Genomic DNA, 16290 nt, shown 5'->3' on the forward strand with positions numbered 1-16290 from the left:
CGACGCGTTCCGTCGGCTTCTCGTCCGGCCGGCCGCCGCCTCTCGTCCTTCCCCCCGCCCTCGAAAAGCCCCTTTTCGAAAGACCCGAAGGAGATCCACTCGTGTTCGAACGTTTGGCCGATTTGGCGATCCGCCGGTCCAGACTGGTGTTGCTCGTGGCCGCCCTGGCCGTGGCGCTGATGGGCGTGGTGGGCGCCGGCGCCTTCGACAAGCTGAAGGGGGGCGGCTTCGACGACCCCGCCTCCGGCTCCACGCGCGCGGCGAACGTCATCGCCGACAAGTTCGACGGCGAGACCAACCTCGTCCTGCTGATCCGCTCTCCCGACGGCCGCATCGACACCCCCGCCGCCGAGGAGGACGGCCGGGCCCTGGTCGCCGAGCTCAAGAAGGACGAGCGGCTCGGCAACGTCGTCTCCTTCTGGGGAACGAAGAGCCCCGACCTGCGCTCCGAGGACCACCGCGAAGCCCTGGTACTCGCCCACGTGAAGGGAGACACCACCGAACAGCGGGAGAGCGCCCTCGCGATCCTGGACACCTACAGCGGCTCCTACAAGGACACCCTCACCGTCCGGGCCGGAGGAGGCGCGGCCGTGGGAGCCGACCTGTCGAACCAGGTGGTCGAGGATCTGGTCCTCGCCGAGGCGATCGCCGTACCGCTGACCCTTGTCCTGCTCCTGTTCGTCTTCGGCAGTGTCGTCGCGGCGCTGCTGCCGCTCGTCATCGCCGTCATCGCCATCACCGGCTCGTTCGCCCAGCTCTTCCTGCTCGGCAGTGTCACCGACGTGGCCGACACCGCGACCAACCTCATCACCGCCCTGGGCCTCGGACTGGGCATCGACTACGCCCTGTTGATGGTCAACCGCTTCCGGGAGCAGCTCGCGGCCGGTGTGAGCGTGGAGGATGCCGTCCGGCGGACGGTGCACACCGCGGGCCGCACCATCGCCTTCTCCGCGGCGACCGTCGCCGCGGCTCTGGCGACCCTCATGGTGTTCCCGCAGTACTTCCTGCGCTCGTTCGGCTTCTCCGGGGTCGGCGTCGTCGCCATCGCCGCCCTGAGCACCCTGTTCGTGATGCCGGCCCTGCTGAAGACTCTGGGGCACCGGGTCAACGGCGGGCGGATGCCGTGGGCGAAGGGACGCCGGTCCGAGGCGCGGGCGTCCCGGTGGGGGCGGCTGGCGCACACCGTCATGCGGCGGCCCGTGCTCACCGCGGTGCCGGTCGTGGCGGTGCTGCTGCTGGCGGCGAGCCCCCTGCTGAACATCACCTTCGGAACGACGGACGAACGCGTACTGCCCAAGGACGCCGAGAGCCGCCAGGTCTCGCAGATCCTGCGGGAGGACTTCGGCGGCAGCGAGGACGCGGCCCTCTTCATCGCCCTCGACACCTCCGTGGCCAAGGCCCCGCTGGCCTTGTACGCGGAGCGACTGGCCGCGCTCAAGGGCGTCGAGCGGGTCGAGAGCAGCGTCGGCGTCTACAGCGCGGGGCGGCCCGTCACGTCCGGCCCGGCCGACTCCGCCCTTGGCCGGCCCGACGCACAGCGGATCAGTGTGGTGAGCAGCCTGACGCCGAAGTCGGAGGCGGCCGAGAAGCTGGTCGAGCGGGTGCGCGCGGTGCCGCCGCCCCCGGGGACGGCCCCCCTGGTCGGCGGGAACGACGCCGTACTCGTCGACGCCAAGGGATCCATCGCCGACAGACTCCCGCTGGCCGTGACCCTGGTCGTCCTCAGCACCTTCCTGCTGCTCTTCCTCTTCACCGGCAGCATCGTGCAGCCGTTGCGCGCGCTGGTCCTCAACCTGATCAGCCTGGGTGCCACCCTCGGCGTGATGACGTGGATCTTCCAGGACGGCCACCTCTCCTCGCTGCTCGGCTTCACCGCCCAGCCGATGGAGCTGTCGATGACCGTGCTGATGTTCTGCATCGGCTTCGGCCTCTCGATGGACTACGAGGTCTTCGTCACCAGCCGGATCAAGGAACTTCACGACCAGGGAGCGGACAACGAGACCGCGGTCGTCAGCGGCCTCGGCCACACCGGGCGCATCGTCAGCGCGGCCGCCTTCCTGCTCGCGGTGAGCTTCTTCGCCTTCGGCACCTCCAAACTCAGCTTCATCCAGATGTTCGGCCTCGGCAGCGGACTGGCCATCCTCATCGACGCCCTCGCCGTCCGCGGCGTGCTCGTGCCCGCCGCGATGCGTCTGCTGGGGAACACGGCCTGGTACGCGCCCGGCTTCCTGCGCAGGTTCCACGCACGGTACGGCCTCAGCGAAGGGGGCCCCGCCGAGCCGAGGCCCACCCACGGATCACCGGCAGCCACAGAGGCCGACACGAAGGAGTCGACGACGGTCTGACCGCCCGTCCACCCCTCGCAACCCGTGCACGGCGTACGCGGTACCCCGCCCCCGGCCCTGCCCCGTCCCCCCTCGAACCTCGACGGCGGCAGCGCTGGGGGCCGGACGGCCGACGGGTCGTACCTGCGGCTTCTACTCCTCGCGGCTGAGGGTTTGGACGTTCCCGCGATCGGGGTTGCCCACGCCGCGCCGCATCTTCGGATGTTCCTTCGAGCCGCCGAATTTCCACGGGTTGCCGTCGCAGACGGTGGTCCACAACGAGTTCGCCGCCTCGTCGTCGGGGTACACGCCCCACTCGCCGGTGCCGCTGCACGACGACACCTTGTCGCCGTCGTTGTCGTACACCGCGAGGTCGGTCACGACAACGGTGCCGTCCTCCTCGAAGCGCAGGGTCCCGGCATCGCCCCCGGTCCAGGTGCCCGCGATGTCCGCCCGAGCCAGTTCCTGCTGCTCCCACACGTCGCATCCCGTGGCCAGCATCAACACCGCGGCCGCGACCGCCGGAACCACCCCACGCACCCCCGCCGCGGCGACTCGCCCTCGTCCCTCACGCATGACTCCCCCTCGCCTACGTCACACCCCGACCGACTCGCGCGCCGGATCGGCGAGCGCTCACGATGCCACGGAATTTGAACAAGTTCAATTCTGCTCGGCAGTCGGTGGAGGCCGCGGCGGACCCGGTGCCGGGGTCTCAGCCGACGACGACCTCCTCCTCCTCGGAACAGGAGATCGTGTTGCGTGGAAGACCGTCGGGGGTCGGGTCCACCGGCAGGCACCGTGAAGGTGACTGGGCCTACGCGAGTTCCTTCCGCATCAATGTGCACACGGTTTCGTAGCGGCGCAGCGATCCGTCGGGGGTTTGCTCCTCCCACGCGTCCGGCTGACGGTCGTACGCGACATATCCCAGCCGTTCGTACAGTGCTCGCGCCCGGGGGGTTGTTCTCCTCCACACCCAGCTCGGCCCGCCGCAGACCGCGGTTCCTGATCCGCGCTTCCGCGGCTCCGACGAGGAACGTGCCGATCCCGCACGATTGCAATGCGGGGTGGACCGCCAGCTGCCACAAGGTGCCGACACCCTCCTTGACCCGGTAGTCGACGCCACCCTTCGCCACAGGGATGTTCGTCGCGGCGCAGACCGCGAGGTAGTCGACCTCACCGGTCCGGGCACGCTCCAACTGCTCGGCGACGCGGGTCAGATGATGCTCCGAGCCTGCCCACCCGCACGACGCCAGGTCCGCATGGACCAAGTCACGGGCCGACAGCTTCAACACAACGTCAGTCATCCTGAGTACCTCCGGCGAGCCAGCATCCACGTCGATCAGAGGGTGTGCAAAGCCGTTTTCTCATCCCGCGCTCCTGGCCCGGAGCGCGACGGCCGGCCTGAGTCGGGCTCGATGTCCCCGAGGATCGCGTTGTGCCCGTACAGGCGGACGCCGAGGGCGTAGTCGTCCTCGCACAGCCCGAGGGTCTGCGCGACGCACCCGGCCAGGATGGTGCGCAGCATCGCGGCCCACCGGTCGATGTGGGCCGCGATGTACGGGTCGCGGATGCCGGCGAACGACACGGTCTCGTCGCCGGTGACGCGCGCGCCCTCCAGCTTGATCGTGTGCGGGTGGGCGGGCTCGAAGCGGGATCCCTCCACCCGGACCCGGCGTTCGTCGAGGGCGGTGTGGACGGCGTCGGAGACGTCGAGGGGGCCCACGGGCGGCAGCGGCCGGACGCGCCCGGCGGCGAGCTGTTCCTCGAGGAAGGAGGGATCCTGTTCGCTGCAGATCCGGGCGATCCTCGGATCCAGGCCCGTTTCCGGCAGGATCTCCTCGGCTGTGCCGGCCACCCGGTCGACCCCGGAGTCGGTGCCGCTGGTGCCGCAGGAGCCGATGACCAGGGGAATGCCGGCACGGGCGGCCGCGTCCAGGAGGATGCGCAGGTCTCGGACCACGGCCGCGGCGGTGGTCCTGGCCGTGCCGGTGCCCAGGTAGTGGGGGCCGGAGTCGGTGGAGGCCCCGTGGACGGCTATGACATGGGGGTTGAGCGTCAGGCCGCGTTCGACGGTCGCCGGATCGAAGCCGGCGCCGAGCATGCCGGCGGGTACCAGGATGCCGACCTTGCTCGGCGGCATCAGTGGACGGGGGTATGGCGGTTCTCGAACGCCCGGCTGAGGGGCTTCATCCGCTGCTCGTCGGTATTGGTGTGGTCGGCCGGTGGGCGGTCCGCCGCGGCTACGCGGCGGGCCACGGTCTCCACGCCTTCGCGCCGCGTGCGGGAGGCCGGTCCGCGCTCACCCGGGAGCCGGCCGAACACGACCGGCGCCCAAGGGTCGGTTACTGGACGCCGCCGGCGCCGGCCAGGCGGGAGGCCTGCCTGCCGGGTTCCCGCACGCGGTCGCTCTCGCTCTGCACGAGCAGGGAGAGCAGTGCGGCCACCGTCAGACCCGCTTCCGCCGGATGACGGAGCACCTTGTCCGGCTGGATGCGGTAGGTGTTGCTGCGGCCGTCACGGGTGTGGGAGAGGTACCCGTCCTGTTCCAGGTCGGAGATGATCCGCTGGACGGCACGCTCGGTGAGCCGGCAGTGGGCGGCGATGTCGCGGATCCGGACGTTCGGGTTGTCGGCGATGGCCGCCAGCACCCGCGCGTGATTGGTGACGAACGTCCATCCGACGTGAGACCCAGACACTTCAACCATGCGCAGCATTCTACTGACCGCCGCACCCATTTGCCTGACACTCGATACATGACATACTTTTCCCGTAACGGATGACAGTAACTGGCCGGGGGCATCTCAGAAGGGACCGAAGGTGTCTGTGGGCGAAGCGGTAGCGGCAGGTCAGGGCGGCCCGGCAGGGAACCGGCCGCACGCCCTGGACCACGCGGGGGCGCGCGTGTACGAGTGGTGCGGCGCCCAAGTGGTCGACGCACGGGGCTTCTACGACATGTCCTCCATAGGGCCCCTGGCGGACGCGCTGGTCGCCGCTGCCGCCGAGCGGACGAAGGTGGTCCTGGACGCCTCCGGCATCACCTTCGCGGACTCGGCACTCCTGAACCTGCTGATCCTCACCCACCAGAGGACCGACCTCCGCGTGGCCGCACCCCCGCAGCAGCTCATACGGCTGTTGCAACTCACCGGGGTAGACACCGTGCTGAAGGTGCGGGAGACGGTGGAAGAGGCCGCCGCTCTGTGACGAGGTCCCGGACCGCCACGGCACGCCTCGCCGCGGCCGACGAGGAGGCGTGTCCCACGCGCGGGAGGCGAGGGACCGTCCGGTTTGCCACCGTCGACGCCGGGCATTCGACGTATCGACTCGAGGGGAGAGGTAACACCATGATCCTTCCGGCGGAGAAGGAGCTGCGCACGGTGTTGGCGCGGTTCGCCCAGGCGCGTATCGAACACGATGTGCGCCCCACCGGCCACACCAGCAGGACCCTGGAGGACACCGCATACACCCTGTGCGTGATGACTGGGGCCCGCACCGTCGAGCAGGCACTGCGCACGGCGGACACCCTGCTCGAGCACTACGCGGCCCATGCCGGCGTCTCCCGCGAGGACGAGACGCTCGCCGCCTAGGGCGCTTCCGGTTGCCTCGACGAGTGGCGAGGCCGTGTCGGCCGATGCGGGCCGCGGTGACGGTGGAGGCTACCGCCCGCGGGGGCGGGTTCAGCCCTGCAGGTAGGCGAGGACGGCCAGGACGCGGCGGTTGTTGTCCGCGGAGGGGTCAAGGCCGAGTTTGGTGAAGAGGTTGGAGCTGTGTTTGCTGACGGTCTTCTCGCTGACGAACATGCGGCTGGCGATGGCGGCGTTGGAGCGGCCCTGGGCCATCAGGGAGAGCACCTCGTGCTCGCGCGGGGTCAGCTGTCGCAGGAGGGGATCTGCCGAGCGGTGGGTGAAAAGGGCCCTGACCACCTCGGGGTCCAACACCGTGCTGCCGGCGGCGACCTGCCGGACGCTCGCCACGAATTGGCCGACGTTCATGACCCGCTCCTTCAGCAGGTATCCCGTCGCCCCGGCTCGGTGTGACATCAGTTCCCTGGCGTAGAGCTGTTCGACGTACTGCGAGAGCACCACGACGGGCAGATCGGGGAGGTACGTGCGTACGTCGATGACGGCGCGCAGACCCTCGTCGGTGAAGGTCGGCGGCAACCGCACGTCGACGATCGCGATGTCGGACCGCTGGGTCGTCAGCGCCCTGATCAGGGACGGGCCGTTGTCGACGGCGCCGACGACTTCGAAGCCGTTGGCCTGGAGAATCCGTATCAGACCTTCACGAAGCAGGGTGAGATCTTCGGCTATGACGACGCGCACGGCAGCGACATCCTTCTCTCGGTGGGTCCACCGGGCGGGCTGACGGTGGTCAGGGTGCCGTCGAATGCCGCCAGGCGCCGCGCGATGCCCAGCAGGCCGGTGCCGCCGTCGGGATCGGCGCCCCCACGGCCGTCGTCGGACACCCGCATCGTCAGCAGTCCCGCTGTCGTACCCGGGTGGGGCATGCATTCGACGATGACGTCGATGCGCTGGGCTCGAGCGTGCTTGATGGCGTTCGTCAGGGTCTCGGCGACGGCGAAGTAGGCCGCGGACTCAACCGGCGCAGGCAGTCGGTCAGGCAGGCGGGTGACCACCGTCGCCGGTGTCGGACTGGCGAGGGCCAGGGCTCGCAGGGCGCCGTCCAGGCCGCGGTCGGCGAGCACGGGTGGATGGTTGCCGTGCACCAAGTTCCGTAGTTCCGCCAGGGCGCTGGTGGCCGAGGCGCGCGCCTCGGCCAGCAGCTGCCGGACAGTGTGCGGATCGTCCTGCAGGAGCTGTTCGGCCAGGCCCAGGTTCATGCCCAATGCCACAAGCCGGGCTTGCGTGCCGTCGTGCAGATCCCGTTCGATCCGGCGCAGTTCGCCCGCCTGCGTGTCGACGGTTTCGGCCCGCGAAGCAGCCAGCCGCGCGACGCGGGCCTGAAGTCGTGCCTGCGCGGTGGGCGCCAGCAGGGAGCGGATCACCACGGCGTGGAGGTGCGCCAGCCGCACGGCGGTGGCGTACCAGAGCAGGAAGAACACCGGGCCGAGCGGAACCAGGAGGGGTCAGCGCGTACAGCAGCGGATAGCTCAGGTAGAAGACGCCGAAGAGGAAGAGCAGGAACGACAGCCCGCAGGTGAACCACCCTGCGACCGAGTTGACGGCCAACCACGCCCAGTCCCGCCAGCTCGCCGGGTCGCGCAGATGCGCCCACAGCCGCGGCAGCCAACCGCCGTCCGGCGTTGGCCGGTAGGGCCGGACCACCGGTTCACCGAGCTGGTCGGTGGCCCACTGGCGGTGCAGGTCGGCGAACCAGCGCACCAGGACGGTCGAAAGCAGGGTCAACGGGATGCCGACGCCCAGTACGGCGAGCGAAACCGAGGTGATCCACAAGGTGAGCAGGCCGAAGCCCAGGACCGCGCCGAGCAGCAGCACCAGCGACCAGCCCAGCAGACGCATCCGCACAGCGAGATCGGCTCGCAGGGCGACTCCGGTTGCCGGGCTCAAGGGCGGCTCGGACGACGAGCTCACCACGACGGGGAGAAGTGGACGGACGTCAAGGCGGTGGACAACCAGCCGGTCCAGCTCCAGATCAGCGTCAACGGCGTGAAGGTGATGTGCCGGGGCGGCAACTGGGGCTGGGACCGCACGGACTGCTGGTGTGGAACGACTTCTGGAACGCCTGGTTCCTGGACCCGCCGAACCACGCCCTCCACCTCGACCACGTGCGCGACACCATCCGCCGCTACCGTTCGCACCCGTCCATCGTCGTGTGGTGCGGCGCCAACGAGGGCACCCCGTCGGGCGAGATCGACCAGGGCGCCCGGACGGCCGTGGCCGAGGAGCACCCCGGCGTGACCTACCTCAGCAACTCGGCGGGCGGCATCGTCAGCGGCAGCGGTCCTTACGCCTGGGTCGACCCCGAGCGGTACTTCTCCCCCGACCTCTACGCGCACGGCACCTTCGGTTTCCACACCGAGATCGGCATCCCGACGGTCTCCGTCGCCGAGAGCATGCGCAACCTCGTCGACGGGGAGAAGGAGTGGCCCATCGGCCTGGTGTGGAACCACCACGACTGGCTGGAGCGCGGCGGCCAGAATCCGCAGAGCTACAAGGCGACCATCGACGAGCGCCTGGGTGGGTCCTCCTCCCTGGAGGAGTTCTGCGCCAAGGCGCAATTCGTCAATTACGAGTCCATGCGGGCCATCTTCGAGGCGTGGAACGCCAACCTGTGGAAGGACGCGAGCGGACTGCTGCTGTGGATGTCCAACCCGGCCTGGCACAGCACCGTGTGGCAGACCTACGACTACGACCTGGACGTCAACGGCAGTTACTACGGATCGCGTTCGGGCTGCGAGGCGCATCACGTGCAGGCCGACCCACAGGACTGGAAGGTCATCGCGGTCAACCACACGCCCGAGACGCTGCGCCACGCGGTGGTCGAGGCCGAGCTCCTGGACCTGTCCGGGAAGCGGCTGGCCCCCCAGCGGCAGACGGTCGACCTTCCCCCCTCCGCGACGGCACCGGCCTTCACGGTGGCCGAGTCCGACGGCGACCATCCCCTGCACCTGCTGCGGCTGCGCCTGACCCGCGCCGACGGCCGGACGCTGTCGGAGAACACCTACTGGCGCTACGACCGGCCCAGGGACATGCAGGCGCTCAATGACCTGTCCGGGGCCAGGCTCGAGGTCTCGCGGGGCCGGACCACGCGGCGCGCCGGGCGAGCCTCCGTCACCGTGACGGTACGCAACAAGGGCCGTGTCGTGGCACCGATGGTCCGGCTGTCGCTGCGCGACCGCCACACGGGCCACCGGGTGCTGCCCGCGCGCTACTCCGACAACTACGTGTGGCTGCTGCCCGGTGAGGAGCGCGAGGTGACGATCTCCTGTCCGCTCGGCGCCCGGCACACGGGCGACCTGGCGGTGACGGCGCAGGGGTACGGCACGCCCCGGGTGTCGAACCGCTGACGAGCGGCACCACCCCACCGGCCGCCGGGAGACCCCGACGGCCGGTGGTCGAGGTCCACGGTGGCGCCCGGGTCCGGTAACGGTCTCATCGGTGTGCGGCCGGGGTCGTGGGCCGAACGGACATTCCTGAAGACGTGCACGGAGGTGCGGGTCGATCGGTTCGGCCAACTGCTGTAAGCGCATCGGGTGAAGATCCGCGTACGCCCTCTTGTCCCGCTGTCCGTGATGGGCTTTCTTGACCCCATGGCGGACACCATGGGCAACACCACAGGCGCAGGCGTACCGGCCGGGGCCGGTCCAGCTCCTCGTAAGTCCAGTTGGCGCTACATCGGCCCCGGCATCGTCGTCGCGGCGACCGGGGTGGGGGCCGGCGACCTCGTCGCCACCCTCATCGCGGGCAGCAACTTCGGCTACACCCTGTTGTGGGCGGCCGTCATCGGCTGCCTGGTGAAGATCTCCCTCGCCGAGGCGTGCGGCCGCTGGCACCTGGCCACCGGCCGCACGTTGTTCGACGGCTGGGCGAGCCTCGGCCGCTGGACGATGTGGTTCTTCGCGATCTACTCCGTGATCTGGGGCTTCGTCTACGGCGCGGCGGCGATGTCGTCCAGCGCCCTTCCCCTCCAGGCCCTCTTCCCTGACGTGATGGGCCTCGAATGGTGGGGCATCGCCTCAGGTCTGGTGGGCCTGGTCTTCGTCTGGTTCAACAAGTACAACGTCTTCGAGAAGGTCATGACGGTCCTGGTGGGTGTCATGTTCGTCGTGACCGTCTACCTGGCCATCCGCGTCACCCCGAACCTCGGCGACGCCTTCGCCGGCCTGCTCCCGGTCCTCCCGGACGAGAAGGACTCGGTCCTCAACACCCTGGGCCTGATCGGCGGCGTGGGCGGCACCATCACGCTGGCCGCGTACGGTTACTGGGTCAACGCCAAGGGCTGGACCAACACCGGCTGGATGAAGGTCATGCGCCTGGACAATCGGGTCGCCTACGCGACGACCGGCATCTTCGTGATCGCCATGCTCCTCGTGGGCGCGGAGTTGCTGCACTCGGCGAACATCGCGATCGCGAGCGGCGACAAGGGCCTGATCCAACTCGGGGACATCCTTGAGCAGCAGTACGGCACGGCCACCGGCAAGCTCTTCCTGATCGGGTTCTTCGCCACCTCCTTCACCTCCCTGATCGGCGTCTGGCACGGCGTGAGCCTGATGTTCGCCGACTTCCTGGCCCGGCAGCGCGGCGAACGCGAGGCACGCGCCGACGAGCTGGCCTCGGGCCGCCGCGAGAAGTCCTGGGCCTTCCGCGCCTACCTGCTCTGGCTGACCTTCCCGCCCATGATCCTGCTCTTCCAGGACGAGCCCTTCCGCCTGGTCATCATCTACGGCGTCCTGGGTGCCGCCTTCATGCCCTTCCTCGCACTGACCCTGATGTGGCTCCTCAACTCCTCCCGCACGCCCCGCGAATGGCGCAACGGCGGCCTCAGTAACGGCATGCTCGCGATCGCGGGGCTACTGTTCCTGGTCCTGTGCGTGAAGCAGATCTGGGACCAGCCGTGGTCGGAGTTCTTCTAGAACTGTCTCTCTGGTCGGTTGGTCAGTCGATCGGAGGTGTCCGTCCGAGGTGGACGAGGTACGGACACGTTCCGTCACGGCACCCTGACCGGCCGGACGTCAGGCCCGTCTGGCGGCGCAGCGGGTCCACGCGCTTCTTCGCGCTGGTCGTGCCCTTGTCGGACATCTTCTCCTTGCCGATGCGCAGCACCTGCAGCATCTTGTCCGCGTCGATGTCGTAGCTCATCGTCACGTGATGCAGGACAGCGCCCGGCCCGCCGTCCGTGGCCACCATGCGCTTCTGCGCCGCGCCACCGATCTTGCCGACCTCGGTGGCGATGTCGTTCAGCGGCTGGTACCACGCCTTGATGCCCATGTCGCCGAGCGCGGCGATCACCCACTCGTCCAGATACGCGTAGGACTCGGCGAACGACAGCCCGGAGACCAGCGAGGCCGGCACCGACAGGGAGTACGTGACGGTGTTGCCCACCTCTACGAAGGTCGAGCCGGAAAAGCACTACGACTCGGCGGCGGTACGAGCAAGGTTGAGCGTCCAGGACAAAGCCGCCGACGCCTTGACATGCCTTGCCGGCCCAGCGCGGGCTGGGCGCAGGTATCACCACAACGCAGGTTGGCTACCGGCGCGAGCTGCTGAGCGTGTCACGCGCTCTGTGGGACGACGGCCACCGGGCAGGCCGCGTGGTGCAGCAGCGTGTGGCCGACACGGCCGAGCTGGAGTCCGAAGTGCCCGGACCTGCGCCGTGCTCCGACGACGACGAGGTCGGCGGCGGCCGAGCGGTTCACCAGTACCTTGCGGGCCGGTCCCTCGACCGTCGTCCTGCGCAGCCGTACGTCCGGATGTTCCGCCGCCGCCCCGCCGATCAGTATGTCGATCAGCGCCGCGGCACGTTCCTGATGCTGACGCGCCGGATCCGTGGGCAACACCGGGTGATCGACGGTTTCGGGAGAGGGACAGCGCCAGGCACGCACGACATCGAGTTCGCACCCGCGCGCCTCGGCCTCCCGGAACGCGAAGCCGACCGCTTCGTGGCCGCTGCCGGGATCCCCGGCACCGAGGATCACCCGACCGTGCGCCCCGGACAGGGCCGTCGCGTCACCTCGCACCACGACGACCGGGCAGTAGGCGCGGGCCGCGACAGCCAGACTCACCGATCCGAGCAGGGTTCCCTTCAGCCCTCCCCTGCCCCGCGATCCGGTGATCACGGCGGTGGCGTCCGTGCCCGCGTCCAGGAGCGCGGACACCGCCTCCGCGGCGACTGTCTCCGTGGAGACCTTGACGGTGGGATCACGCCGCCTGACGCGTTCCGCGGCGGACTCCACGATGTGCTCGGCCATGACCTGTTCCGAGGGGCGCTCCCGGCTCGTGGTCGGCAGCGTCCCCTCGTACCGTTCCCACAGGGAGGCGTAGACCAGACGCAGTTCGAGTCCGTGCCGTGCGGCCTCGTCCACCGCCCAGTCGACCGCCAGGAGGCTGCCGTCCGATCCGTCGACTCCTACGACCAGGGGGAGTGTCATGGTTCCCACCGCCTTCTTTCTCGCTGTGTGACGTGCAGGAGGGATCCACTTTCACGGTCGCACCGGTGGGCCGGGGCGGCAAAGGCATTCCGGCCCTTCGTCCGGGACCTTCGGCCCTGCCCGCGCGGGCGGTCGCGTGGTGTGCTGGTGGTGGCGGGGAGGACGAAGCGAGACGCGGAGGAGTGGCCGAAGGTCACGCACCGCGCAATCGGGGTCCGCGAGAAGCGGGCGTCCTTCCCGCCACTCGCCCGGTGGACCGCCGTCGGCGAGGAGATCCGGCGGTGACGCCGAAGAACCCGGCGGCCGTTGCCCGAACCCGCGGCTCACCGTCCGCGACGGAGGCAAGGAGACGGGACGATGACCGACATCCCCCTTTCCAGGGCAATGACGAAGGAGCATCGGGAACGGCTGCTGCGGATCGCTCGCGAAGCCGCGTTCCCCTCAGGCACGCGACTGTTCGACGAAGGTCAGCCCGCCGACCGGTTCTGGATCATCCGCACCGGAACCGTCGTCCTGGACGTGAGCGTACCCGGCCGGCCCTCTGCCGCCGTCGACTCGCTGGGGCACGGGGAACTGCTCGGCTGGTCCTGGCACTTCCCTCCGTACCGGTGGCACCTGGGTGCCGAAGCGCTCAGCCCCGTGCGCGCCTGGGAGTTCGACGCGGACACGGTACGGGCCGCGTGCGCACGGGATCCCGAGTTCGGCCGGGCGGTCGTCACCTGGGTCGGCCAGGTGGTGGCGGATCGGCTGCACATCTCACGCATCCGCCTGCTGGACCTGTACGCGCCGCACGGCAGCGGAACTCCCGCCTGAGGCGGGGACACCGTACCCGGCGTGGCGCCACGAGGGGGCGGGGCAGGGTCTGTCCCCTCCCCCGTCCCCGCTCCGCGCCACCGGGCAGCGATTCCGAGGAGGAGACCATGCGAGGCCCGCACACCGTGAGTGACGTCATGACCCACACCGCTGTGGCTGTGGGCCGGGATGCCCCGTTCAAGGACGTCGTCACGCTCATGCAGGAGTGGAAGGTCAGCGCCCTGCCCGTCCTGGAGGGCGAGGGGCGCGTCGTCGGTGTCGTCTCCGAGGCCGACCTCCTGCTCAAGGAGGAGTTCCGCGACAGCGATCCCGACCGGCTCACGCAGTTGCGCCGCCTGCCCGATCTGGCGAAGGCCGGCGGGCTGAACGCCGCCGATGTCATGACGGCTCCGGCCGTCACCGTCCATCCCGGGGCCACCCTCGGCGAGGCCGCGCGCATCATGGCCCGGCGGAGGGTGAAGCGGCTGCCCGTCGTCAACGCCGAAGGGCTGCTCGAGGGCGTGGTCAGCCGCGCGGATCTGCTGAAGGTCTTCCTGCGCACCGACGAGGAACTGGCCGAGGAGGTGCGGCGGGACGTCGTCGAACCACTCGTGCCGGCGTTCCAGGGGCAGGTCGGGGTGCGGGTGTCGAACGGCGTCGTCACCCTCACCGGGCGAGTCGTGAACACCTCCGTGGTACCCCTCGCCACGCGCATGGCGCGGACTGTGGAGGGCGTGGTCGACGTCGAATGGGACCTGGCGGACGAGACGGCCACCGGCGAGACGTGACGCGTCCTGGTTCCGTGACCGGGACCGTGATCCTCCGTACGCCGTCCTTGTACTCGGCGACCGCCTGACCGCTCCTCGCCCCAGCGGGAAGCCGCTCACGCGGTGTCCGGCGCCTCGGGTGCGCGGCGGTCCTCGTACGCGAGGTCCGGCTCCAGGACAGGGCGGTGCCGGGGCGGGGTGAGCGCGCACCGTACGTCCACCACTCCCTCGACCGAGCGCACCAGACGTTCGGCCAGAGGGACCAGGGAAGTGTCGCTGACGCGGCCGGTGAGCACGACCACGCCTTCGTGCACCTCGACATGGACGGAGTCCATGCCTTCCGGGAACCGGCCGCCGACGACTTCCCTGCGGATTTCTTCGGCGATGTCCTGGTCGGGACGGAGGAAGACCGTAAGCAGGTCGGAACGGCTGACGATGCCTCGCAGCACACCGTCCGCGTCGACAACGGGCAGACGCCCTACCCCGTGCCGCGCCATGAGGCGGGCGGCACCGGCGAGCGTGGCCTCGGGGCCGACGGTGACGGGGGGCGAGGTCATCAGCTCGGCCGCGGTGACCGCGTATGCCTTGTCCGAGCGGGCGGACGGACGGGCCGCCGGCCCGCGGGTCCGGTCTTCGCCGTCCGGGCGGAACTCCTCCTTGCGCAGCAGATCGGCCTCGGAGACGACGCCGACCACCTTCTTGGACCGGTCGACGACGGGGAAGGCACTGATGCGTTGTGTCTCCAGGGCTCGCACGATGTCCTTGAACATCGCGCCCGCCGCCAGTGCGACGACCCTCCGTGTCATGACGTCGCCCACTGTGTGCACGCGCTCCTTCATGACGCCTCCCGCTGATCGTGGACACCGTCGCGGACACTTCCAGGTCCGGCGGACCGCGGTGCGGTGCCGCTCTCGGCGCTCCGGACCTCCAGGGACACCTCCGGTGGCCGGGCGAGCGTGTTCGTCACCGTGCAGTGGGAGACCACGGCACGCAGCGCGGCCAGTCGTTCCGGCGGCAAGGAGGGCGCCTCGACCACCAGCGAGAGCGCGGCGACACGGGGCGGGCGGTCGTCGGCGGTCCGGAACTCCGCGCGGACGCGCAGGCCGTCCCGGGTGAGGTCGTGCCGGTCGAGGAAGCGCCCCGCGTAGTGCGCGGCACACGAGGCCACCGCCGACACGAACAGTTCCACCGGGGTCGGCGCGGTGTTCTTGCCTCCCGCGTCGGTCGGCTGATCGACGGTCAGGACATGGCCCCGGACGCGTATCTCGTACGCGTCGCCCGCGATCGGCACCACCTCGGCCTCACCCGGCACACCGCCGGGTTCGGGGTCCACCGCGGCGGCCTGGAACAACAGCAGCCCGGCGAGACGACGCGCCTCCTCGGACGTGAGCGACAGCCACGGCTCGTCGTCGCGCTCGTCGTCGCGGGCAACGAAGGGGGCGCTGAGCACCACTCGTGCCGTACGGGGCGGCAGTCCCGGTGGGGCGAGGCGGGTGACTCCGATCGTGCGGCCGCAGTGCGTCTTCATGTTCATCTCGGCCTCCTGTATGTCGTCGCCCACCGGCCGGTCGCGCCGGCACGCCTGCACCATCCAGTGCAGCACCACCGCCCCGCGGGCGTCGCGGGCCCGCCGGCCCCGCGTCCCGCTCCGAACGTCCCCTTGTGCGTCGGGGGCGGGGACCGAACGGCCCTCGCCGGGCGACCGGTTCCCGCGCCAGGCTGGAGGGGAGGCCGGAGGTGAGCACGATGCGCGGAGACGGAGCCGTTCACCGGGCGCTCTGGCGCTGGCGCCGCAACCCGCTGCGCCGTCGTGAGGACGTGCTGGAAGCCTGGGTCCTGCTGGTCGTCTGGCTCGTCGTCGCTGTGGCGGCTCCGCTCGCGGGTGTGCTGGGAGCGCGGCTCTCGGCGCACGCGGCCGCGCAGCAACGCGCCGAGCGGTATCCCGTCACCGCCACCCTCCTCGAGGACGGGTCCGGGAGCAGCGGGAGCACCGGCTTGGCCGGGGGACGCGTCACCGCCACGGTCCGCTGGACGACCGCGGACGGCATCCGGCACACCGGGAGGTCCCTGGTCGACCAGGGACTGGGCGCCGGCGCGCGGCTCACGCTGTGGACCGACCGGCGGGGCAGACTCACCTCCGCGCCGCCGACCGCGACCCGGATCGCGGTCGACTCCGCCTTCACGGGCGTGGCTTCTTCGGTCGCCGTCGTCGCGGTGACGGCCGCCGGCGCTCACGGCGTTGGTGTCGTCCTCGACAGGCGGCGCCGTCGCGCCTGGGAAGCGGACTGGCGGCAGCTCGGGTCCCGGTGGGGCCGGACGGCCAACTGAGGTCAGGTACCGG

General features: G+C 70.3%; 16 protein-coding genes and 3 pseudogenes. 8 read left to right on the top strand and 11 right to left on the bottom strand.

What is annotated here, in order from left to right; all coding sequences use genetic code 11:
• The first annotated feature begins 101 nt into the window (after positions 1-101).
• On the top strand, positions 102-2345 hold the full coding sequence (locus tag OIE12_RS02045) for an MMPL family transporter (RefSeq protein WP_329131036.1): 2244 nt from the start codon (positions 102-104) through the stop codon (positions 2343-2345).
• 132 nt (positions 2346-2477) lie between these two features.
• On the opposite strand, the gene OIE12_RS02050 is transcribed toward OIE12_RS02045, so the two are convergent.
• The 4 genes and pseudogenes from OIE12_RS02050 to OIE12_RS02065 form a co-directional block, all read right to left on the bottom strand.
• Positions 2478-2855: a hypothetical protein gene (locus tag OIE12_RS02050; protein ID WP_329131038.1), complete on the bottom strand. Its 378-nt coding sequence runs from the start codon at positions 2853-2855 to the stop codon at positions 2478-2480.
• 283 nt (positions 2856-3138) lie between these two features.
• A pseudogene (locus OIE12_RS02055) lies at positions 3139-3628 on the bottom strand (GNAT family N-acetyltransferase).
• Between the two features lie 35 nt (positions 3629-3663).
• A complete protein-coding gene (locus OIE12_RS02060; RefSeq protein ID WP_329131040.1) occupies positions 3664-4464 on the bottom strand; it encodes a hypothetical protein in 801 nt (266 codons plus the stop codon).
• 202 nt (positions 4465-4666) lie between these two features.
• Positions 4667-5029 (bottom strand): helix-turn-helix transcriptional regulator, encoded by a 363-nt coding sequence (locus tag OIE12_RS02065; protein ID WP_329131042.1) that lies wholly within the window; start codon positions 5027-5029, stop codon positions 4667-4669.
• 118 nt (positions 5030-5147) lie between these two features.
• On the opposite strand from OIE12_RS02065, the gene OIE12_RS02070 reads away from it, so the two are divergent.
• Positions 5148-5525 (top strand): STAS domain-containing protein, encoded by a 378-nt coding sequence (locus OIE12_RS02070; protein ID WP_329131044.1) that lies wholly within the window; start codon positions 5148-5150, stop codon positions 5523-5525.
• A 140-nt stretch (positions 5526-5665) separates the two neighbouring features.
• Positions 5666-5908, top strand: a complete 243-nt coding sequence (locus tag OIE12_RS02075) for a DUF5133 domain-containing protein (RefSeq protein ID WP_329131045.1) — start codon at positions 5666-5668, stop codon at positions 5906-5908.
• A gap of 90 nt (positions 5909-5998) precedes the next feature.
• On the opposite strand, the gene OIE12_RS02080 is transcribed toward OIE12_RS02075, so the two are convergent.
• From OIE12_RS02080 to OIE12_RS33470, 3 genes and pseudogenes are all read right to left on the bottom strand, one after another.
• The gene (locus OIE12_RS02080; RefSeq protein WP_329131047.1) at positions 5999-6643 is read right to left on the bottom strand and encodes a response regulator transcription factor; all 645 of its coding nucleotides are present in this window, start codon (positions 6641-6643) and stop codon (positions 5999-6001) included.
• Complete coding sequence (locus OIE12_RS02085) at positions 6628-7383, bottom strand: sensor histidine kinase (RefSeq protein ID WP_329131049.1); 756 nt, start codon at positions 7381-7383, stop codon at positions 6628-6630. The genes OIE12_RS02080 and OIE12_RS02085 overlap by 16 nt, the downstream gene beginning before the upstream one ends.
• 82 nt (positions 7384-7465) lie before the next feature.
• Positions 7466-7801, bottom strand: a pseudogene (locus OIE12_RS33470) (sensor domain-containing protein); the annotation flags it as partial.
• A 158-nt stretch (positions 7802-7959) separates the two neighbouring features.
• On the opposite strand from OIE12_RS33470, the gene OIE12_RS02090 reads away from it, so the two are divergent.
• Complete coding sequence (locus tag OIE12_RS02090; RefSeq protein ID WP_329131051.1) at positions 7960-9309, top strand: glycoside hydrolase family 2 protein; 1350 nt, start codon at positions 7960-7962, stop codon at positions 9307-9309.
• A gap of 243 nt (positions 9310-9552) precedes the next feature.
• Positions 9553-10875 carry an Nramp family divalent metal transporter gene (locus OIE12_RS02095; RefSeq protein ID WP_329131053.1) on the top strand — a complete coding sequence of 441 codons (1323 nt, stop codon included), beginning with the start codon at positions 9553-9555 and terminating at the stop codon, positions 10873-10875.
• A gap of 100 nt (positions 10876-10975) precedes the next feature.
• Here the strand turns inward: OIE12_RS02095 and OIE12_RS02100 are convergent.
• A pseudogene (locus OIE12_RS02100) lies at positions 10976-11362 on the bottom strand (lipoate--protein ligase family protein); the annotation flags it as partial.
• Positions 11363-11514: 152 nt separating this feature from the next.
• On the bottom strand, positions 11515-12390 hold the full coding sequence (locus tag OIE12_RS02105) for a universal stress protein (RefSeq protein ID WP_329131055.1): 876 nt from the start codon (positions 12388-12390) through the stop codon (positions 11515-11517).
• A gap of 357 nt (positions 12391-12747) precedes the next feature.
• On the opposite strand from OIE12_RS02105, the gene OIE12_RS02110 reads away from it, so the two are divergent.
• Both OIE12_RS02110 and OIE12_RS02115 read left to right on the top strand, forming a co-directional pair.
• Complete coding sequence (locus OIE12_RS02110) at positions 12748-13203, top strand: cyclic nucleotide-binding domain-containing protein (protein ID WP_329131057.1); 456 nt, start codon at positions 12748-12750, stop codon at positions 13201-13203.
• A 137-nt stretch (positions 13204-13340) separates the two neighbouring features.
• Positions 13341-13970: a CBS domain-containing protein gene (locus tag OIE12_RS02115; protein WP_443053747.1), complete on the top strand. Its 630-nt coding sequence runs from the start codon at positions 13341-13343 to the stop codon at positions 13968-13970.
• A gap of 95 nt (positions 13971-14065) precedes the next feature.
• On the opposite strand, the gene OIE12_RS02120 is transcribed toward OIE12_RS02115, so the two are convergent.
• Positions 14066-14788, bottom strand: coding sequence for a CBS domain-containing protein (locus OIE12_RS02120; RefSeq protein WP_329131061.1), 723 nt, complete (start codon positions 14786-14788; stop codon positions 14066-14068).
• Positions 14785-15540, bottom strand: coding sequence for an OsmC family protein (locus OIE12_RS02125; protein WP_329131063.1), 756 nt, complete (start codon positions 15538-15540; stop codon positions 14785-14787). The genes OIE12_RS02120 and OIE12_RS02125 overlap by 4 nt, the downstream gene beginning before the upstream one ends.
• 155 nt (positions 15541-15695) lie before the next feature.
• Here OIE12_RS02125 and OIE12_RS02130 point away from each other — a divergent pair, with 155 nt between their 5' ends.
• Positions 15696-16277, top strand: a complete 582-nt coding sequence (locus tag OIE12_RS02130) for an Rv1733c family protein (RefSeq protein ID WP_329131065.1) — start codon at positions 15696-15698, stop codon at positions 16275-16277.
• Positions 16278-16290: the final 13 nt, after the last annotated feature.

Source organism: Streptomyces sp. NBC_00670, assembly GCF_036226765.1.
GTDB lineage: Bacteria > Actinomycetota > Actinomycetes > Streptomycetales > Streptomycetaceae > Streptomyces.

Coding starts and splice junctions, on each gene's coding strand:
- OIE12_RS02115 (WP_443053747.1), top strand. CDS start 13,341: ATGACCCACACCGCTGTGGCTGTGGGCCGGGATGCCCCGTTCAAGGAC.
- OIE12_RS02110 (WP_329131057.1), top strand. CDS start 12,748: ATGACCGACATCCCCCTTTCCAGGGCAATGACGAAGGAGCATCGGGAA.
- OIE12_RS02060 (WP_329131040.1), bottom strand. CDS start 4,464: ATGCCGCCGAGCAAGGTCGGCATCCTGGTACCCGCCGGCATGCTCGGC.
- OIE12_RS02130 (WP_329131065.1), top strand. CDS start 15,696: ATGCGCGGAGACGGAGCCGTTCACCGGGCGCTCTGGCGCTGGCGCCGC.
- OIE12_RS02120 (WP_329131061.1), bottom strand. CDS start 14,788: ATGAAGGAGCGCGTGCACACAGTGGGCGACGTCATGACACGGAGGGTC.
- OIE12_RS02125 (WP_329131063.1), bottom strand. CDS start 15,540: ATGGTGCAGGCGTGCCGGCGCGACCGGCCGGTGGGCGACGACATACAG.
- OIE12_RS02065 (WP_329131042.1), bottom strand. CDS start 5,029: ATGGTTGAAGTGTCTGGGTCTCACGTCGGATGGACGTTCGTCACCAAT.
- OIE12_RS02105 (WP_329131055.1), bottom strand. CDS start 12,390: ATGACACTCCCCCTGGTCGTAGGAGTCGACGGATCGGACGGCAGCCTC.
- OIE12_RS02095 (WP_329131053.1), top strand. CDS start 9,553: ATGGCGGACACCATGGGCAACACCACAGGCGCAGGCGTACCGGCCGGG.
- OIE12_RS02075 (WP_329131045.1), top strand. CDS start 5,666: ATGATCCTTCCGGCGGAGAAGGAGCTGCGCACGGTGTTGGCGCGGTTC.